Source organism: Streptomyces thermoalcalitolerans (genome assembly GCF_039525155.1).
Taxonomy (GTDB): Bacteria; Actinomycetota; Actinomycetes; order Streptomycetales; family Streptomycetaceae; genus Streptomyces; species Streptomyces thermovulgaris.
In genome coordinates this window covers 98,909-117,779 of record NZ_BAAAHG010000005.1, presented here as the reverse complement: position 1 = coordinate 117,779, position 18,871 = coordinate 98,909, and the positions used below count along the sequence as shown (strand labels likewise).

The following is an 18,871-nucleotide window of genomic DNA, read 5'->3' as shown; positions in this document are numbered from 1 at the left end:
TCGCCTGGTCCAGCCACGCCAGCATCTGCTCGTGGCTCATGTTCTCGAAGGACGTACTGCCGCCGCTGCCCTTGCCCGCCATCAGACCTCCCCCCTCACCGTCGGGACCATCAGATCGTGCCGCCCGCGTCGCCCGCCGGCGGCCGCACCGGCTGCGTCGGGCCGGTGGCCCCGCCGTGCTCGCCGCCGTCCTGGTTCTTCTGCGGCAGCGACGGGTCGTAGCTTCCGCCGTAGTGCTTGGTCATCCCCACACTGATCGCCGCCATCCGGTTCCGCACGTCCAGGTCGATGTTCTCGTAACCCTTGTGCGAGGCCATGACCGCGATGGCCATGCCTTCCATCGAGTCCGCCAGCAGCTTCGACAGCTTCTCCAGCTCGCCGATCACCGTCTCGTACGCCGTGTACAGGCCGGCCGCCTCCACCCACGCCCCGCCTCCGCCGCCGAACTGGTGACGGGCGAGCTGGGCCTCCCCCACCTTGCCCGGACCGGCCTCCGAGCCCTTCAGGTCGCGGATCAGGTCGTCCACCCGCTTCTGGAACTTCGTGAAGGACGACAGCTCCGTGGCCACGTCGACGGCGGCGTCCCGTGCCGCGTCGAACACACCGGAAAACCACGACGACTGCCCGGTCGATCCGGCATCGCTCGGCAACACAGCTTCCTCCCCCGTGTGTTCGTCAGCGCAAGCTTCGTCAGCAACTCTAGCTACACCCAGTGACAGTACCTGTCCCGATCGTGCGCCGACGATCCGAACCGGCCACCCATGGACGATTCAACTGGCTTGAGCGGGGCGGGACATGAGTGCTCGTACTCATATCCGTCCCCATATCGGCGCGGCGTTGCTCCCGTCACGGACGGTCAGTGCACTCGTCCGCTCTCCAACGGCCCGGATATGTCTCCGGCAGGCCACCCATGTCGATTAGCAAGCATTGGGCGACGACGGCCACTGGCACCGGACGACTACGGCCCCTGGTACCAGGTTCTCGCTGGGCGCTTCGGAGCCGCTTCCCGCTGAACCCCGACAAGAATCTGGGGTCATGGACAATGCCGTTGTCATCGTGGGCCTGAAGGACGCCTTGCAGACGCAGGCCCATACGCCCCGCCATGAGGGAGACCGCCATTCCTGACGACATAGCTGCCCACACGCCCAAGGACGACCTCCTCGGACCCGCCTGGTGGGCGGAGGACCCCGAGCACTGGGATCTCCTGCGGTTCGAAGCAGCCCGCGACGAGGCCGGCCTGCCCTTTGACCGGTGGTGGAAGGACCGCCGGGACGTCCTGGACGCGCTCATCCTCGCCCCGGGACCGGTCGACCACGGCTTCGCCCGGTTTCTGCTGGACCAGGAGACGCGGTTCCACCGCTACACGGCTGGGGCTTCAGCCACACCATCGAGATCGCCGCACTGCTGCTCGCCGAGCACCGCCGGCCCGATGGCATCTGGTACCTGTGGCAGGCGATCAACACCGGCTTCGACACCTGGTGCGGTCTGCCCCACCGGCTTCTCCTCGCCTGTGGGGGAACGGAGCACACGGTCTCCTACGTCGCCGGCTCCGACCACGAACAGCGCGACCACCTGCTGAAGCAGCTTCGCGTACTCCAGGTGGCGACCGAACGGCACGCGGGAAAACGCGGCATGCGAAAGGGCCCGTACGACCGAGGTCGTACGGGCCCTTTCAGGCGCTCGCAGCGGAGCTGCCGGAGCAGGTCCCCGGACTTACTTGATGATCTTGGTGACCTGGCCGGCGCCCACCGTACGGCCACCCTCGCGGATGGCGAACTTCAGGCCCTCCTCCATGGCGACGGGCTGGATGAGCTCCACCTTCATCTCGGTGTTGTCACCCGGCATGACCATCTCGGTGCCCTCGGGGAGGGTCACCACACCGGTCACGTCCGTCGTACGGAAGTAGAACTGCGGGCGGTAGTTGTTGAAGAACGGCGTGTGGCGGCCACCCTCGTCCTTCGACAGGATGTAGGCCTGGGCCTGGAACTCGGTGTGCGGGGTGACCGAGCCCGGCTTGATGACGACCTGGCCGCGCTCGACGTCCTCGCGCTTGACACCGCGGAGCAGCAGACCGACGTTCTCACCGGCCTGGCCCTCGTCGAGCAGCTTGCGGAACATCTCGATGCCGGTGACCGTGGTCTTGATCTTCTCCGGCCGGATACCGACGATCTCGACTTCCTCGTTGACCTTGAGGACACCACGCTCGATACGGCCGGTGACGACCGTACCGCGACCGGTGATGGTGAAGACGTCCTCGATCGGCATCAGGAACGGCTTGTCGACCTCGCGGGTCGGCTCCGGGATCGACTCGTCGACGGCCTTCATCAGGTTGAGGACCGAGTCGACCCACTGCTTGTCGCCCTCGAGGGCCTTCAGCGCGGAGACGCGGACGACCGGGACCTCGTCGCCCGGGAACTCGTACTCGGTGAGGAGCTCACGGACCTCGAGCTCGACGAGCTCCAGGATCTCCTCGTCGTCCACCATGTCGGCCTTGTTCAGGGCGACGACGATGTACGGCACGCCGACCTGGCGGGCCAGGAGCACGTGCTCCTTGGTCTGCGGCATCGGGCCGTCGGTGGCGGCGACCACCAGGATCGCGCCGTCCATCTGGGCGGCACCGGTGATCATGTTCTTGATGTAGTCCGCGTGACCCGGGCAGTCGACGTGGGCGTAGTGACGCGTCTCGGTCTGGTACTCGACGTGCGAGATCGAGATGGTGATACCGCGCTGACGCTCTTCGGGAGCCTTGTCGATGTTGTCGAACGGGGTGGCCTCGTTGAGGTCCGGGTACGCGTCGTGCAGCACCTTGGTAATGGCGGCCGTGAGGGTCGTCTTACCGTGGTCGATGTGACCGATGGTGCCGATGTTGACGTGCGGCTTAGTCCGCTCGAACTTCGCCTTCGCCACTGGGGTCCTCCTGTGGAGTGGTTCTGTACGCCTTACTTCATCGGCGCCAGGTGATCTTTGCTGGATGGCCCGGATCCCCGGGGCATTCCGACCGCATTTGCGGCGGAATGCCCCATGAGGCTCCGGAGTCAAGCCTAAAGGCTGGAACCCGGAAGAGTTACTCGCCCTTGGCCTTCGCGATGATCTCCTCGGCGACGTTCCGCGGAACCTCGGCGTAGGAGTCGAACTGCATCGAGTAGCTTGCGCGACCCGACGTCTTGCTGCGGAGGTCTCCGACGTAGCCGAACATCTCCGACAGGGGCACGAGGCCCTTCACGACGCGGGCACCCGCCCGCTCCTCCATGGCCTGGATCTGGCCACGGCGGGAGTTGATGTCGCCGATGACGTCGCCCATGTACTCCTCGGGCGTGGTGACCTCCACGGCCATCATCGGCTCAAGGAGAACCGGGCTGGCCTTGCGCGCAGCCTCCTTGAAGGCCTGCGAGCCGGCAATCTTGAACGCCAGCTCGGAGGAGTCCACCTCGTGGTAGGCGCCGTCGAGCAGCGTCACCCGGACACCGGTCATCTCGTAACCGGCGAGGACACCGAACTGCATGGCCTCCTGGCAGCCGGCGTCGACCGACGGGATGTACTCCTTCGGGATACGTCCACCAGTGACCTGGTTGACGAACTCGTAGGCGGTGTCGCCGCCCTCGATCGGCTCGATCGAGATGACGACGCGACCGAACTGGCCGCTGCCACCCGTCTGCTTCTTGTGGGTGTACTCGACCTTCTCGACCGCCTTGCGGATGGTCTCGCGGTACGCGACCTGCGGCTTGCCGACGTTGGCCTCGACCTTGAACTCGCGCCTCATGCGGTCCACGAGGACCTCGAGGTGCAGCTCGCCCATGCCGCCGATGACGGTCTGGCCGGTCTCCTCGTTGGTGTGGACCTGGAAGGAGGGGTCCTCCTCCGCGAGCCGCTGGATGGCGACGCTCAGCTTCTCCTGGTCGCCCTTGGACTTGGGCTCGATCGCGACCTCGATGACCGGGGCCGGGAAGTCCATGGACTCCAGGATCACCGGGTTCTGCTCGTCGCAGAGCGTCTCACCGGTGGTGGTCTGCTTCAGGCCCATGACCGCGACGATGTCGCCGGCGCCCACCGACGAGATCTCCTCACGCTTGTTGGCGTGCATGCGGTAGATCTTGCCGATGCGCTCCTTCTTGCCCTTGACGGAGTTCAGCACGGAGATGCCGGACTCCAGGCGGCCGGAGTACACCCGGACGAAGGTGAGCTTGCCCAGGTGCGGGTCGCTCATGATCTTGAACGCCAGCGCCGACAGGGGCTCGTCCTCGGACGGCTTGCGCTTGACGACCGTCTCCGCGTCGCCCATCGCGTGGCCCTCGATGGCCTCGATGTCGACCGGGGACGGCAGGTAGCGCACGATCGCGTCGAGCAGCGGCTGGACACCCTTGTTCTTGAACGCGGTACCGCAGAACACCGGGGTGACGGTGGTCTCGCTGCCCTTGCCGGAGGCGATGGTGATACGGCGGATCGCCGCGTACAGCTGCTCCTCGGTGGGCTCCTGGCCCTCGAGGTACAGCTCCATCATCTCCTCGTCGTTCTCGGCGACGGCCTCGACCAGCTTGCCGCGCCACTCCTCGGCGGCCTCGACGTGGGTGTCCGGGATGTCGACGACGTCGTACATCTCGCCCTTGGCCGCCTCGGGGGACCACACCAGGGCCTTCATGCGGACCAGGTCCACCACGCCCTTGAAGTCCGCCTCGGCGCCGATCGGCAGCTGCATGACCAGCGGCTGCGCGCCCAGGCGGTCCTTGATCATGTCGACGCAGCGGTGGAACTCGGCACCGGTGCGGTCCAGCTTGTTCACGAAGCAGATGCGCGGCACGCCGTAGCGGTCCGCCTGACGCCACACCGTTTCGGACTGGGGCTCGACGCCGGCGACGCCGTCGAACACCGTCACCGCACCGTCGAGCACACGCAGCGAGCGCTCCACCTCGACGGTGAAGTCGACGTGGCCCGGCGTGTCGATGATGTTGATGGTGTGGTCGACGTCATCCAGCGTCCAGTGACAGGTGGTGGCAGCAGAAGTGATCGTGATGCCACGCTCCTGCTCCTGCTCCATCCAGTCCATGGTGGCAGCGCCGTCGTGGACCTCACCGATCTTGTACGAACGACCGGTGTAGAACAGGATCCGCTCGGTGGTGGTCGTCTTGCCCGCGTCGATGTGGGCCATGATGCCGATGTTGCGCACCCTGGCCAGGTCAAGTGAAGTGGTAGCCATAAGGCTTCAGTCTTCTCTCGGATCTCGATGGGGAAGCGACTACCAGCGGTAGTGCGCGAAGGCCTTGTTGGACTCGGCCATCTTGTGGGTGTCCTCGCGCTTCTTCACAGCGGCGCCGAGGCCGTTGGAGGCGTCGAGGAGCTCGTTGAGCAGACGCTCGGTCATCGTCTTCTCGCGACGGGCACGGGCGTAACCGACCAGCCAGCGCAGCGCCAGGGTGTTGGCGCGGCCGGGCTTGACCTCGACCGGCACCTGGTAGGTGGCGCCACCGACGCGGCGGGACTTGACCTCGAGGGTCGGCTTGATGTTGTCGAGAGCACGCTTGAGGGTGACGACCGGGTCGTTGCCGGTCTTCTCCCGCAGGCCCTCCATGGCACCGTAGACGATCCGCTCGGCGGTGGAGCGCTTGCCGTTCAGCAGCACCTTGTTGATGAGGGAGGTCACCAGAGGAGAACCGTAGACCGGGTCGACGTGAACCGGACGCTTCGGGGCGGGGCCCTTACGAGGCATTCTTACTTCTCCTTCTTGGCGCCGTAACGGCTGCGGGCCTGCTTGCGGTTCTTGACACCCTGGGTGTCGAGCGAACCACGGATGATCTTGTAACGAACACCCGGCAGGTCCTTCACACGCCCACCGCGCACGAGCACGATGGAGTGCTCCTGCAGGTTGTGTCCTTCACCCGGAATGTAAGCGGTGACCTCGATGCCGCTGGTCAGACGCACACGCGCGACCTTGCGGAGGGCCGAGTTCGGCTTCTTCGGGGTAGTCGTGAAGACACGCGTGCACACACCACGGCGCTGAGGGGAACCCTCGAGCGCGGGCGTCTTGTTCTTGTCGACCTTGTCCTGCCGGCCCTTGCGGACCAACTGCTGGATCGTGGGCACTACTTCTCCGGTTTCTGTGTGCCGATGGGTACAGCTAACCTGGAACGTCACCGACCCACGCGGTCGGGTGTGTCGAATCCCGCAGACTCCCACCGGAAGGCAGAAAGAGGCGCAGATTACGGCGGCCGTCAGCAGCTCCCTGTGCGGCATGAAAGGCGCGCACGAAAGCCAGGGCACACCCCAGGCACAAGGTCTGAGCGTACCTACCTCATTCGCTGCGGTCAAAACAAATGGGCCCTGCCCGCCTCGTTCCGCGTGCTTTGTCAAGCCCCCCTATGCCGCGCGATCTTCGAATCCATGGACCACGATCCGCGAATACGACAATCTTCGCACGTCAGGCCGCTGTCGCGGCGGTGAACACCGAGGCTCACGGCCCTCCCGCATCAGCACCCTCCCCCTTCCCGGCCGACGCACTCCGAAACGTCCTTCGGGCGCCTCCGGACGGGTCACGGCGCGCCCGGACGGATCACGCCGCCCAGGAACGCCCGGGAACGCTCAAGGACGTCCAGGGAGGCTCAGGGGCACGTGTACGGCGCCTCAGGGGCGCGTATACGGGCGTTCACGCGCCGGTCCGGAACATCGCCACCGCGGGTCACCGCGCACCACCGCACCGCCCCTGCATCACCACCGCGTCATCGCCGCCGCCAGGGGCCCGCCCGCCTTCCTCCGGCACGTCCGTGACGGGCCGTCGGCCGGCGCACGTCAGCTCGATGCGAGGACCGTCGTCAGGACGAGGAGGACGAGGAAGAGGGCCCAGCCGGCGACGGAGAGCCAGCCCAGGACCAGGCCGGTCAGGGCCAGGGCGTCGCCGCCCTCGTTCCGGCTGCGGATCTCGGAGCGGGCGGCATGGCCCAGGATCACCGCGGGAAGGCCCGTGAGGCCGGCTGTCATCAGGGTGAGCACGCCGCAGACCAGGGAGCCGACCGCCTTGCTGTTGGTGGGCGGGACCGGGCGCGGCAGAAATGTCGCGGGGACGGCCGGAGCCGCGGCGGAGAACGGTGCGGGGCCCTGCGGCAGATCGGCGACCAGCAGCGCCAGTTCCCCGATGGTGCGCGCCTGGTACGCCCGGGTCATGCGCCGGTCGAATTCCTCCTGGTCCAGGCGGCCCTCGCCGAAGCCCGCTCTGAGCACGTCCACGGCACGCTCGCGGTCGGCGTGGGACGCCAGCAGGGACGGGTTGCCCTGGCCCTGCCACGGCTGCGGAACGCCCTGTCCGGGCTGCCACGGCTGCCAGGGCTGCCACGGCGGTTGCGCTGGAGGGAACGACACGGACGACCTCCCCCGAACCGTACGAGTCCCTCCATCATGCGCCATCAGGGACCGAAACGCCGAGGGGAGACCATCCCGTGACGGAATGGTCTCCCCTTCAGTGCGTTCAGTGCGTCAGCACGTTCCTCGGTGCGTCAGCGCGTCGGACGCGTACGCGTACGTCGCACACGCACTCGCCTCACTGGTTGTACGGCCCGTAGTCGTAGTCCTCCAGCGGAACGGCCTGGCCGGAGCCCGCGCCGAACGGTGAGTAGTCGATGTCGTCGTAGCCCACGGCCGAGTACATCGCGGCCTTGGCCTCCTCGGTCGGCTCGACCCGGATGTTGCGGTAGCGGGCCAGACCCGTACCGGCCGGGATGAGCTTACCGATGATGACGTTCTCCTTGAGACCGATGAGCTGGTCGGACTTGGCGTTGATCGCCGCGTCCGTCAGGACCCTGGTCGTCTCCTGGAAGGACGCCGCCGACAGCCAGGACTCGGTCGCCAGCGAGGCCTTGGTGATACCCATCAGCTGCGGACGACCGGAGGCCGGCTGGCCGCCCTCCTGGACCACACGACGGTTCTCCTGCTCGAACTTCGAGCGCTCGACCAGCTCGCCGGGCAGCAGCTCGGCGTCGCCGGACTCGATGATCGTCACCCGGCGCAGCATCTGCCGGATGATGATCTCGATGTGCTTGTCGTGGATCGACACACCCTGCGAGGTGTAGACCTTCTGGACCTCCTGGACCAGGTGGATCTGGACGGCCCGCTGACCCAGGATGCGCAGCACGTCGTGCGGGTTGGTGGCACCCACGGTGAGCTTCTGGCCCACCTCGACGTGGTCGCCCTCGTTGACCAGCAGACGGGCACGCTTCGAGATCGGGTAGCTCGTCTCGTCGCTGCCGTCGTCCGGGGTGATGATGATCTTCTTGGTCTTCTCGGTCTCCTCGATCCGGACGCGTCCGGCCGCCTCGGCGATCGGGGCGACACCCTTGGGCGTACGGGCCTCGAAGAGCTCGACGACACGCGGCAGACCCTGGGTGATGTCGTCACCGGCCACACCACCGGTGTGGAAGGTACGCATCGTCAGCTGGGTACCGGGCTCACCGATGGACTGGGCGGCGATGATGCCGACCGCCTCACCGATGTCGACCAGCTTGCCGGTGGCGAGCGAACGGCCGTAGCACATGGCGCAGGTGCCCACCGTGGACTCGCAGGTCAGGACCGAGCGGGTCTTGACCTCCTCGACACCACGGGAGATCAGCTCCTCGATGAGCACGTCGCCCAGGTCGGTGCCGGCCGGGGCCAGCACCTGGCCGTCGACGACGATGTCCTCGGCGAGGCAGCGCGCGTACACGGACGTCTCGACGTTGCTCGCCTTGCGCAGCACGCCGTTCTCGTCCCGCTCGGCGATGCGCAGACGCAGACCGCGGTCGGTGCCGCAGTCCAGCTCGCGGATGATGACGTCCTGGGAGACGTCGACCAGACGACGGGTGAGGTAACCCGAGTCGGCGGTACGCAGGGCGGTGTCGGCCAGACCCTTGCGGGCACCGTGCGTGGAGATGAAGTACTCCAGCACGGTCAGACCCTCGCGGAAGGACGCCTTGATGGGCCGCGGGATGGTCTCGTTCTTGGCGTTCGACACCAGACCGCGCATACCGGCGATCTGACGCATCTGCATCATGTTTCCTCGGGCACCCGAGTTGACCATCATGAAGATCGGGTTGGTCTTCGGGAAGTTGCCCGTCATGGCCTCGGCGACGTCGTTGGTCGCCTGGGTCCAGATCTGGATGAGCTCCTGCGTGCGCTCGTCCTTGGTGATCAGACCGCGCTCGTACTGCCGCTGGACCTTCTCGTCCCGCGCCTCGTACTTGGCGACGATCTCCTTCTTCGCCTCGGGGACGACGATGTCGGAGATGGCGACGGTGACACCGGAACGGGTGGCCCAGTAGAAGCCGGCCGTCTTCAGGTTGTCGAGCGTGGCCGCCACGACGATCTTCGGGTAGCGCTCGGCGAGGTCGTTGACGATCTCGGAGAGCTGCTTCTTGCCCACCTCGAAGTCGACGAACGGGTAGTCCTCGGGCAGCAGCTCGTTGAAGAGCGCGCGGCCCAGGGTCGTCCGCAGGCGGAAGCTGTCGCCCGGCTGCCAGTCGGGCCGGCCGTCCTCGCCGGCCGGCGGGGTCCAGCCGCGCGGCGGGACGGTGCCCGCCGGGAAGCGGATGTCCACACTGGCCTGCAGCGAGAGCTCACCGGCGTCGAACGCCATGATCGCCTCGGCCACCGAGGAGAAGGAGCGGCCCTCGCCCTTGACCTCGCGCATCTCGCTGTCGGTGGTGAGGAAGTACAGACCGAGGACCATGTCCTGGGTCGGCATCGTCACCGGGCGGCCGTCGGCCGGCTTGAGGATGTTGTTCGAGGACAACATCAGGATGCGCGCCTCGGCCTGTGCCTCCGCGGACAGCGGCAGGTGCACGGCCATCTGGTCACCGTCGAAGTCCGCGTTGAACGCGGTGCACACGAGCGGGTGAATCTGAATGGCCTTGCCCTCGACCAGCTGCGGCTCGAAGGCCTGGATGCCGAGGCGGTGCAGGGTGGGCGCACGGTTCAGCAGAACCGGGTGCTCCGCGATGACCTCTTCCAGCACGTCGTACACGACCGTGCGGCCGCGCTCGACCATGCGTTTGGCGCTCTTGATGTTCTGCGCGTGGTTCAGGTCGACCAGGCGCTTCATCACGAACGGCTTGAACAGCTCCAGCGCCATCGCCTTCGGCAGACCGCACTGGTGCAGCTTCAGCTGCGGACCGACGACGATCACGGAACGCGCCGAGTAGTCGACACGCTTGCCGAGCAGGTTCTGGCGGAAGCGGCCCTGCTTGCCCTTCAGCATGTCGCTGAGGGACTTCAGCGGGCGGTTGCCGGGGCCGGTCACCGGGCGGCCGCGGCGGCCGTTGTCGAAGAGCGCGTCGACGGCCTCCTGGAGCATGCGCTTCTCGTTGTTGACGATGATCTCGGGCGCGCCGAGGTCGAGAAGCCGCTTCAGGCGGTTGTTGCGGTTGATGACACGGCGGTACAGGTCGTTCAGGTCGGAGGTCGCGAAGCGGCCACCGTCCAGCTGCACCATCGGACGCAGGTCCGGCGGGATGACCGGGACGCAGTCCAGGACCATGCCCTTGGGGCTGTTGGAGGTCTGCAGGAACGCGGAGACGACCTTCAGACGCTTGAGGGCACGGGTCTTCTTCTGGCCCTTGCCGGTGCGGATGATCTCGCGGAGCTTCTCGGCCTCCGCCTCGAGGTCGAAGGACTCCAGGCGCTTCTGCAGCGCCGCGGCGCCCATCGAGCCCTCGAAGTAGGTGCCGAAGCGGTCACGCAGCTCGCGGTAGAGCAGCTCGTCGCCCTCGAGGTCCTGGACCTTGAGGTTCTTGAACCGGTTCCACACCTCGTCCAGACGGTCGAGGTCGCGCTGCGCGCGGTCGCGCAGCTGCTTCATCTCGCGCTCGGCGCTCTCGCGCACCTTGCGGCGCACATCGGCCTTGGCGCCCTCGGCCTCCAGCTCGGCGAGGTCCGCCTCCAGCTTCTTGGCGCGGGCCTCCAGGTCGGCGTCGCGGCGCTGCTCGATCTGCTGGCGCTCCACCGAGATGTGGGCCTCCAGCGAGGGCAGGTCGCGGGCGCGGCGCTCCTCGTCGACGTACGTGATCATGTACGCCGCGAAGTAGATGACCTTCTCCAGGTCCTTCGGGGCCAGGTCCAGCAGGTAGCCCAGGCGCGACGGGACGCCCTTGAAGTACCAGATGTGCGTGACGGGCGCGGCCAGCTCGATGTGGCCCATCCGCTCACGGCGCACCTTCGCGCGTGTGACCTCGACGCCACAGCGCTCGCAGATGATGCCCTTGAAACGGACGCGCTTGTACTTGCCGCAGTAGCACTCCCAGTCCCGGGTGGGGCCGAAGATCTTCTCGCAGAAGAGGCCGTCCTTCTCGGGCTTGAGGGTGCGGTAGTTGATGGTCTCGGGCTTCTTGACCTCGCCGTGGCTCCACTGGCGGATGTCGTCGGCGGTGGCCAGGCCGATCCGCAGCTCGTCGAAGAAGTTGACGTCGAGCACTATGCGTCAATCCCTCTCAGGGTCGTTAAGTCTGTGGTCTGAAACGGGGGCCTGGGGGTCGGCGGGCCTTCCCGGAGCGGAAAGGCCCGCCGGACTCCCGTCAGACCTCTTCGACGCTGCTCGGCTCGCGCCGGGACAGGTCGATGCCGAGCTCCTCCGCGGCGCGGAAGACGTCCTCGTCGGTGTCGCGCATCTCGATGGACATACCGTCGCTGGACAGCACCTCCACGTTCAGGCAGAGGGACTGCATCTCCTTGATGAGCACCTTGAAGGACTCGGGGATGCCGGGCTCGGGGATGTTCTCGCCCTTGACGATGGCCTCGTAGACCTTCACGCGGCCGGTGACGTCGTCGGACTTGATGGTCAGCAGCTCCTGGAGGGCGTAGGCGGCGCCGTACGCCTCGAGTGCCCACACCTCCATCTCGCCGAACCGCTGGCCACCGAACTGGGCCTTACCACCCAGCGGCTGCTGGGTGATCATCGAGTACGGACCGGTCGAGCGGGCGTGCAGCTTGTCGTCGACCAGGTGGTGCAGCTTGAGGATGTACATGTAGCCGACCGAGATCGGGTCCGGGAACGGCTCGCCGGAGCGGCCGTCGAAGAGCCGGGCCTTGCCGGACGGCAGGACCAGACGGTCGCCGTTGCGGTCGGGGAGCGTGTGCTCCAGCAGACCTGCGATCTCGTCCTCCCGGGCACCGTCGAAGACCGGGGTGGCCACGTTGGTGCGCGGACCGACCCGGTCGGCGCCGATGGCCCGCAGACGCTCGGCCCACTCCTCCTGGACGCCGGAGACGTCCCAGCCCTGGCTGGCGAGCCAGCCGAGGTGGATCTCCATGACCTGTCCCGGGTTCATACGGGACGGCACGCCCAGCGGGTTGAGGATGACGTCGACCGGGGTGCCGTCCTCCAGGAACGGCATGTCCTCGATCGGCAGGATCTTGGCGATGACACCCTTGTTGCCGTGGCGGCCGGCGAGCTTGTCACCGTCGGTGATCTTGCGCTTCTGCGCCACGTAGACGCGGACCAGCTGGTTCACGCCCGGCGGCAGCTCGTCGCCCTCCTCGCGGTCGAAGACGCGCACGCCGATGACCTTGCCGGTCTCGCCGTGCGGCACCTTCAGCGAGGTGTCACGGACCTCACGGGCCTTCTCACCGAAGATCGCGCGCAGCAGGCGCTCCTCCGGGGTCAGCTCGGTCTCACCCTTCGGGGTGACCTTGCCGACCAGGATGTCGCCGGCGACGACCTCGGCACCGATGCGGATGATGCCGCGCTCGTCGAGGTCGGCGAGGACCTCCTCGGAGACGTTCGGGATGTCCCGGGTGATCTCCTCGGGGCCGAGCTTGGTGTCACGGGCGTCGACCTCGTGCTCCTCGATGTGGATCGAGGAGAGGATGTCGTCCTGCACGAGGCGCTGCGACAGGATGATCGCGTCCTCGTAGTTGTGGCCTTCCCACGGCATGAACGCGACCAGCAGGTTCTTGCCGAGCGCCATCTCGCCGTTCTGGGTGGCCGGGCCGTCGGCGAGGACCTGGCCCTCGACGACGCGGTCGCCCTCGTTGACGATGACCTTCTGGTTGACCGAGGTGCCCTGGTTGGAGCGGGCGAACTTGGCCAGGCGGTAGGTGATGTACGTGCCGTCGTCGTTGGCCGTGGTGATGTAGTCCGCGGAGACCTCCTGGACCACACCGGACTTCTCGGCCTTGATGACGTCGCCGGCGTCGACGGCGGAGCGGTACTCCATGCCGGTGCCGACGAGCGGGGCCTCCGCCTGGATCAGCGGCACGGCCTGGCGCATCATGTTCGCGCCCATGAGGGCACGGTTGGCGTCGTCGTGCTCGAGGAAGGGGATCATGGCGGTCGCGACCGACACCATCTGGCGCGGCGAGACGTCCATGTAGTCCACGTCCTCGGGGTCGACGTAGTCGACCTCGCCGCCACGGCGGCGGACCAGGATGCGGCTCTCGGCGAAGCGCAGGTCGTCCGTCAGGACGGCGTTGGCCTGCGCGATGACGTAGCGGTCCTCCTCGTCGGCCGTGAGGTAGTCCACCTGGTCGGTGACCTGGCCGTCGACGACCTTGCGGTACGGGGTCTCGACGAAGCCGAACGCGTTGACCCGGGCGTAGGTGGCCAGCGAGCCGATCAGACCGATGTTCGGGCCTTCCGGCGTCTCGATCGGGCACATGCGGCCGTAGTGCGAGGGGTGCACGTCACGGACCTCGAAGCCGGCCCGCTCACGGGAGAGACCACCCGGTCCGAGCGCGGACAGACGGCGCTTGTGCGTCAGCCCGGACAGCGGGTTGTTCTGGTCCATGAACTGGGACAGCTGGCTGGTGCCGAAGAACTCCTTGATGGAGGCGACGACCGGCCGGATGTTGATCAGGGTCTGCGGCGTGATCGCCTCGACGTCCTGGGTGGTCATGCGCTCGCGGACGACGCGCTCCATACGGGCCAGACCGGTGCGGACCTGGTTCTGGATGAGCTCGCCCACGCTGCGCAGACGGCGGTTGCCGAAGTGGTCGATGTCGTCGGTCTCGACGACGACCGTCTCGCCGTTGTCCCCGATGGTCTCGGTCTCGCCGGCGTGCAGCTTCACCAGGTACTTGATCGTGGCGATGATGTCCCCGATGGTCAGGACACCCTCGTCCAGCGGGGTGCTCGTACCCAGCTTCTTGTTGAGCTTGTAGCGGCCGACCTTGGCGAGGTCGTAGCGCTTGGGGTTGAAGTAGAGGTTCTCCAGCAGCGTCTGGGCGGCCTCACGCGTGGGGGGCTCGCCCGGGCGCAGCTTGCGGTAGATGTCCAGCAGCGCGTCGTCCTGGCCCTGGGTGTGGTCCTTCTCCAGGGTGGCGCGCATCGACTCGTACTCGCCGAACTCCTCGAGGATCTGCTCGTTGGTCCAGCCGAGCGCCTTGAGGAGCACGGTGACGGACTGCTTGCGCTTGCGGTCGATGCGGACACCGACCATGTCGCGCTTGTCGATCTCCATCTCCAGCCAGGCACCCCGGGACGGGATGATCTTGGCGGTGAAGACGTCCTTGTCGGAGGTCTTGTCGATGGTGGAGTCGAAGTAGACGCCCGGCGAACGAACCAGCTGAGACACCACGACACGCTCGGTGCCGTTGATGATGAAGGTGCCCTTGTTCGTCATGAGCGGGAAGTCGCCCATGAAGACGGTCTGGGACTTGATCTCGCCGGTCTCGTTGTTGGTGAACTCGGCCGTGACGAAGAGCGGCGCGGCGTAGGTGAAGTCGCGCTCCTTGCACTCGTCGATCGAGTTCTTCGGCGGCTCGAAGCGATGGTCGCGGAAGGTCAGCGACATGGACCCGGAGAAGTCCTCGATCGGGGAGATCTCCTCGAAGATCTCCTCGAGACCGGACTTGGTGGGGACGTCCTGACCCTTCTCGAGAGCCTCCTCTACGCGAGCCTTCCACGCGTCGTTCCCGAGCAGCCAGTCGAAGCTCTCGGTTTGCAGCGCGAGAAGGTTCGGGACCTCGAGGGGCTCCTTGATCTTTGCAAAGGAGATGCGCAGCGGAGCAGTGCTGGCGCCGTTGTTCGTATTCGCGGTCGAGGCAGTGCGCGAGGCGGCCAAGAGGGGGTCCTTCCGAGGGCTCGGACTCACTACGCGCGTACCGGTCCCCGCCGTCGCTGGACGACAGGTCCTCTGCTGCGGCCGGATAAGGCCAGGTCAGCGGTGGTCCGGTCGTCGTTGCTGAGGCGAGGGCATGCCCCTGGTGACGGGCAGGGGGCAGCTAACAGGCAGCGCAAAGGGTCAGTGTAGCCACTTAGCCCACTGATGTCCAGTACGGGTTTTTCGGGACCCTCACAGTTGTCGACGTCTGCGGCATGTCTGCCCTCAACGCACTTTGATACTGCCCTCTTTGTCGTCGATCCATGCCTCGGATTCGGATCCTTGTGACGACGCGTCCTGAGAATTGCGCGCTGCGTGCAGTTCGTCAAGGCCCCCCAGGCCGAAATCGGGTGCCGCCGTCGTCACATGCAGCCTGCCTCCGGGACCGCCCGAGGCACGACGAAGATCACCTTACCTGTCCCGGCCCCGGGTGCAAGGCGGCCTGCGCCGTCCTCGGGAAACGCCGAGGAGCGACCACCCGGATGGATGATCGCCCCTCGGTGCGTCCGCGTTACAGCCCTGTACGGCTGTCAGTGCGCAGGAGTCCCGGACGGACCCGTGAAGGTCTTACTTGACCTCGACGGTGGCGCCGGCGCCCTCGAGGGCCTCCTTGGCCTTGTCCGCGGCCTCCTTGTTGACCTTCTCGAGGACGGGCTTCGGGGCGCCGTCGACCAGGTCCTTGGCCTCCTTCAGGCCGAGGGAGGTCAGCTCGCGCACGACCTTGATGACCTGGATCTTCTTGTCGCCGGCGGCGGCGAGGATGACGTCGAACTCGTCCTTCTCGGGCTCGGCCTCGGCACCGCCGGCGGCGGCAGCGCCACCACCGGCGACGACGACCGGGGCGGCCGCGGCGGCGGTGACGTCGAACTTCTCCTCGAACGCCTTCACGAACTCGGAGAGCTCGATGAGGGTCATCTCCTCGAACTGCGCGAGCAGCTCTTCCTGGGTCAGCTTCGCCATGATGGCGGTCCTTCCGTTCACGTCGGCAGGTGCCGGATGTACTGGGTAAGGCGGGCGTACGTCGGGCCCGCGTCGACCCTCACCCACAGGCTGGTGAGGATCGCAAAGCGAGCCGAATTACTCGGCACCGCCCTGCTCGGCCTGCTTGGCACGCAGCGCGTCCACGGTGCGGACGAGCTTCGACGGCAGCGCCTGGAAGACGGAGGCAGCCTGGGACTGCTTCGCCTTGAAGGCACCGGCCAGCTTGCTGAGCAGAACCTCGCGGGACTCCAGGTCCGCAAGCTTCTTGATCTCATCGGCGGACAGCGCCTTGCCGTCAAGGACACCGCCCTTGATGATGAGGTTCGGGTTCTCCTTGGCGAAGTCACGAAGACCCTTCGCCGACTCCACCGGGTCACCGGTGACGAAGGCGACCGCCGTCGGACCAGCGAAGAGCTGGTCGTCCAGCGCGATCCCGGCCTCGTTGGCCGCGATCTTGGTCAGCGTGTTCTTCACCACGGTGTACTGGGCGTTCTCACCGAGAGAACGGCGCAGCGTCTTGAGCTGCGCCACGGTGAGACCGCGGTACTCGGTCAGCACGGCGGCGTTCGAGGTGCGGAACTTGTCCGTCAGCTCGGCAACCGCGGCCGCCTTGTCGGGCCTCGCCATGGCCTCGGCCTCCTTCCGGGTGATTCGGACCGCGCGGACCCGAAGGAGGACTGGGGAAAACGAAACGCCCCGGCGCAGGCGCACGGGGCGGACTCGACCGGTCGTACACACGGCACGATCGCGTGCACTCCGGGAGTACTTCCACTGTCACCTGCGCGGGCCGTCCGCAGTTCAGCGGATCCTTCGGCCACCGCACCCCCGTATGAGCGTGCGGTAACGACCAGCGGTCTCTGGCTTCCGCAGAAGAGTACGAGACCCGGGCTCCCTCGGGCAAATCCGCCCCCGCGGCGTCCCTCCGGGGGTTGCCCGGCCCGTGGGTCAGGAGCCGGTGCCCGCGGTGCCCCGGGCCGTCATCAGGTCCTTGAAGTCCCTGGTGTCGTCGGCCGGTGGCTCCTGGACGGCGACCTTGATGCCGTAGTCGCTGTAGTACGCCGTGTTGGTCATCGTGCCGGCCGCCGTGTCGGCCCTCTCGACCTTCTTGACCAGAAGGCTCCGGTCGTTGATCCAGATGTCGATGGACTCGGTGGTGACACCGGCCTGGTCGAGCTGCCTGCGCAGCGCCTCCAGCTCGCCGCGGGGAAGGGCCGAGCTCCTGCCGGCGAAGTCGGCGATGTCCACCGTGCCCCGGTAGTGCGTGGTGCGCTCGCCCCGTACCGTCGCCTCGCCGACCCTCCTGACGTCGCCGGAGGCGAGCAGCAGCTTCACCGTCTGGTTCGGCGTGGAGTTCCGCAGCTGCTCCCGCAGATACGCGCCGGAGCCGCCCGCGAGCCGCCCGAGGTCCTCGTAGCGGTACCGGATCCAGTGCCTGCCGCCCCCCGCCTGCGCGGCGAAGGCGTCGCCCATGCGGGCGTAGTAGGCGTCGGGCAGGTACCGCGCCTCCATCGAGGTGGTCCCTACCCTGCGCATCGTCTCCAGGGCCGTGCCACCGGTGTAGGTGAGCGTGAGCCGGCCGGTCAGGCCGCGGCCCCAGGCGACGGTGCCGCTGCCCTTCATGGACATCAGCGTGCCGATGCTGGTCGTCATCGACACCCGGGCGGAGTCGGCCTCGGCGGTGGAGGTGTCGGCGGACCGCAGGGCCGCGATGGAGCTCATGCGCGCCGTGTCCCGCTCCGCCGCCCCGCCGGTCCCGCCCGAGTCCCGGGAGGGGCCGCCGAAGCCGCACGCGGTCACCCCCGTCAGCGCGGCCGCCACCGCGACCGGCAGTGTCGTACGGCGCGCGGTCGTGCTCCTCATGCGTCCCCCCTGTGCCATGGCTGTGGCCCTCACGCTAGCGCAGGCCGCCAACGGCCGTGCGAGAAAGCCGTACCCGGAAAACGGTGCCCGGAAAAGGGGCGAGCCCCGCGCCGGAAGGGTCGCGGGGCTCGTCGTCGACGGGGTGAGCCAAAGGCTCAGACCGCGGCCGGGTCCTCCTCGACGAGAAGGTTGCGGGTGCGGTTCGGGTCGACCGGGATGCCGGGGCCCATCGTGGTGGTGATGGCGGCCTTCTTGATGTAGCGGCCCTTGGCGGCGGACGGCTTCAGACGGAGGATCTCCTCCAGCGCGGCGCCGTAGTTCTCCACCAGCTGGGTGTCCTCGAACGACGTCTTGCCGATGATGAAGTGCAGGTTCGCGTGCTTGTCGACACGGAACTCGATCTTGCCGCCCTTGATGTCGGACACGGCCTTGGCGGTGTCCTGGGTGACCGTGCCGGTCTTCGGGTTCGGCATCAGACCACGCGGGCCCAGGACGCGGCCGAGGCGGCCGACCTTGCCCATGAGGTCCGGGGTGGCGACGACGGCGTCGAAGTCCAGGCGGCCGTTCGCCACCTCCTCGATCAGCTCGTCGGCGCCGACGATGTCGGCGCCCGCGGCACGCGCGGCCTCGGCACGCTCACCGGTCGCGAAGACCAGGACCCGGGCGGTCTTGCCGGTGCCGTGCGGAAGGTTCACGGTGCCACGGACCATCTGGTCGGCCTTGCGCGGGTCGACACCCAGGCGGAGGGCGACCTCGACGGTGGCGTCGAACTTGGTCGTGGAGGTCTCCTTGGCGAGACGGACGGCCTCGAGCGGGGCGTACAGCCTGTTCCGGTCGACCTTGGCGTCCGCAGCGCGGAGAGCCTTGCTGCGCTTGCTCACAACTGCTCCTGTGTGGTCCGAAAGGAGTCGTGGTCCGGGCCGAGCAGGCCCTGCCACGTGCGGCCTCTCACGGCCGCATGAGTGCTACGGGGTGGGATGCCG

General features: G+C 67.3%; 13 protein-coding genes. All 13 read right to left on the bottom strand.

The genetic code is table 11. The features are described from left to right. Nucleotides 1-110 precede the first annotated feature (110 nt). The gene (locus tag ABD224_RS05390) at nt 111-650 is read right to left on the bottom strand and encodes a hypothetical protein (protein ID WP_344047342.1); all 540 of its coding nucleotides are present in this window, start codon (nt 648-650) and stop codon (nt 111-113) included. A 709-nt stretch (nt 651-1,359) separates the two neighbouring features. Continuing rightward, nucleotides 1,360-1,617, bottom strand: a complete 258-nt coding sequence (locus ABD224_RS05385) for a hypothetical protein (RefSeq protein ID WP_344047340.1) — start codon at nt 1,615-1,617, stop codon at nt 1,360-1,362. 96 nt (nt 1,618-1,713) lie between these two features. Then, on the bottom strand, nt 1,714-2,907 hold the full coding sequence (tuf, locus tag ABD224_RS05380; RefSeq protein ID WP_344047338.1) for an elongation factor Tu: 1,194 nt from the start codon (nt 2,905-2,907) through the stop codon (nt 1,714-1,716). A gap of 157 nt (nt 2,908-3,064) precedes the next feature. Next, nucleotides 3,065-5,191, bottom strand: a complete 2,127-nt coding sequence (gene fusA, locus ABD224_RS05375; protein WP_344047336.1) for an elongation factor G — start codon at nt 5,189-5,191, stop codon at nt 3,065-3,067. 39 nt (nt 5,192-5,230) lie between these two features. Further along, complete coding sequence (gene rpsG, locus ABD224_RS05370; RefSeq protein ID WP_067397046.1) at nt 5,231-5,701, bottom strand: 30S ribosomal protein S7; 471 nt, start codon at nt 5,699-5,701, stop codon at nt 5,231-5,233. A 2-nt stretch (nt 5,702-5,703) separates the two neighbouring features. Further along, nucleotides 5,704-6,075: a 30S ribosomal protein S12 gene (gene rpsL / locus ABD224_RS05365; protein WP_030422047.1), complete on the bottom strand. Its 372-nt coding sequence runs from the start codon at nt 6,073-6,075 to the stop codon at nt 5,704-5,706. Nucleotides 6,076-6,777: 702 nt separating this feature from the next. Continuing rightward, a complete protein-coding gene (locus tag ABD224_RS05360) occupies nt 6,778-7,344 on the bottom strand; it encodes a DUF1707 and DUF4190 domain-containing protein (RefSeq protein ID WP_344047331.1) in 567 nt (188 codons plus the stop codon). Nucleotides 7,345-7,522: 178 nt separating this feature from the next. Further along, the gene (locus ABD224_RS05355; RefSeq protein ID WP_344047329.1) at nt 7,523-11,422 is read right to left on the bottom strand and encodes a DNA-directed RNA polymerase subunit beta'; all 3,900 of its coding nucleotides are present in this window, start codon (nt 11,420-11,422) and stop codon (nt 7,523-7,525) included. Between the two features lie 100 nt (nt 11,423-11,522). After that, nucleotides 11,523-15,008 carry a DNA-directed RNA polymerase subunit beta gene (gene rpoB, locus ABD224_RS05350; protein ID WP_344047327.1) on the bottom strand — a complete coding sequence of 1,162 codons (3,486 nt, stop codon included), beginning with the start codon at nt 15,006-15,008 and terminating at the stop codon, nt 11,523-11,525. A 606-nt stretch (nt 15,009-15,614) separates the two neighbouring features. Further along, nucleotides 15,615-16,007 carry a 50S ribosomal protein L7/L12 gene (rplL, locus tag ABD224_RS05345; RefSeq protein WP_067397043.1) on the bottom strand — a complete coding sequence of 131 codons (393 nt, stop codon included), beginning with the start codon at nt 16,005-16,007 and terminating at the stop codon, nt 15,615-15,617. Nucleotides 16,008-16,124: 117 nt separating this feature from the next. Continuing rightward, entirely contained in the window at nt 16,125-16,655 is a 531-nt protein-coding gene (rplJ, locus tag ABD224_RS05340; RefSeq protein WP_344047324.1) for a 50S ribosomal protein L10, read from the bottom strand. Nucleotides 16,656-16,973: 318 nt separating this feature from the next. Further along, nucleotides 16,974-17,888, bottom strand: coding sequence for an SCO4651 family lipoprotein (locus ABD224_RS05335; protein WP_344047322.1), 915 nt, complete (start codon nt 17,886-17,888; stop codon nt 16,974-16,976). Between the two features lie 155 nt (nt 17,889-18,043). Next, complete coding sequence (gene rplA / locus ABD224_RS05330; RefSeq protein WP_344047320.1) at nt 18,044-18,769, bottom strand: 50S ribosomal protein L1; 726 nt, start codon at nt 18,767-18,769, stop codon at nt 18,044-18,046. Between the last annotated feature and the right edge of the window lie 102 nt (nt 18,770-18,871).

Bases quoted from the DNA above. Each gene is read 5' to 3' on its own strand.
- fusA (WP_344047336.1), bottom strand. From the start codon at position 5,191: ATGGCTACCACTTCACTTGACCTGGCCAGGGTGCGCAACATCGGCATC.
- rpsG (WP_067397046.1), bottom strand. From the start codon at position 5,701: ATGCCTCGTAAGGGCCCCGCCCCGAAGCGTCCGGTTCACGTCGACCCG.
- rplL (WP_067397043.1), bottom strand. From the start codon at position 16,007: ATGGCGAAGCTGACCCAGGAAGAGCTGCTCGCGCAGTTCGAGGAGATG.
- rplJ (WP_344047324.1), bottom strand. From the start codon at position 16,655: ATGGCGAGGCCCGACAAGGCGGCCGCGGTTGCCGAGCTGACGGACAAG.
- ABD224_RS05335 (WP_344047322.1), bottom strand. From the start codon at position 17,888: ATGAGGAGCACGACCGCGCGCCGTACGACACTGCCGGTCGCGGTGGCG.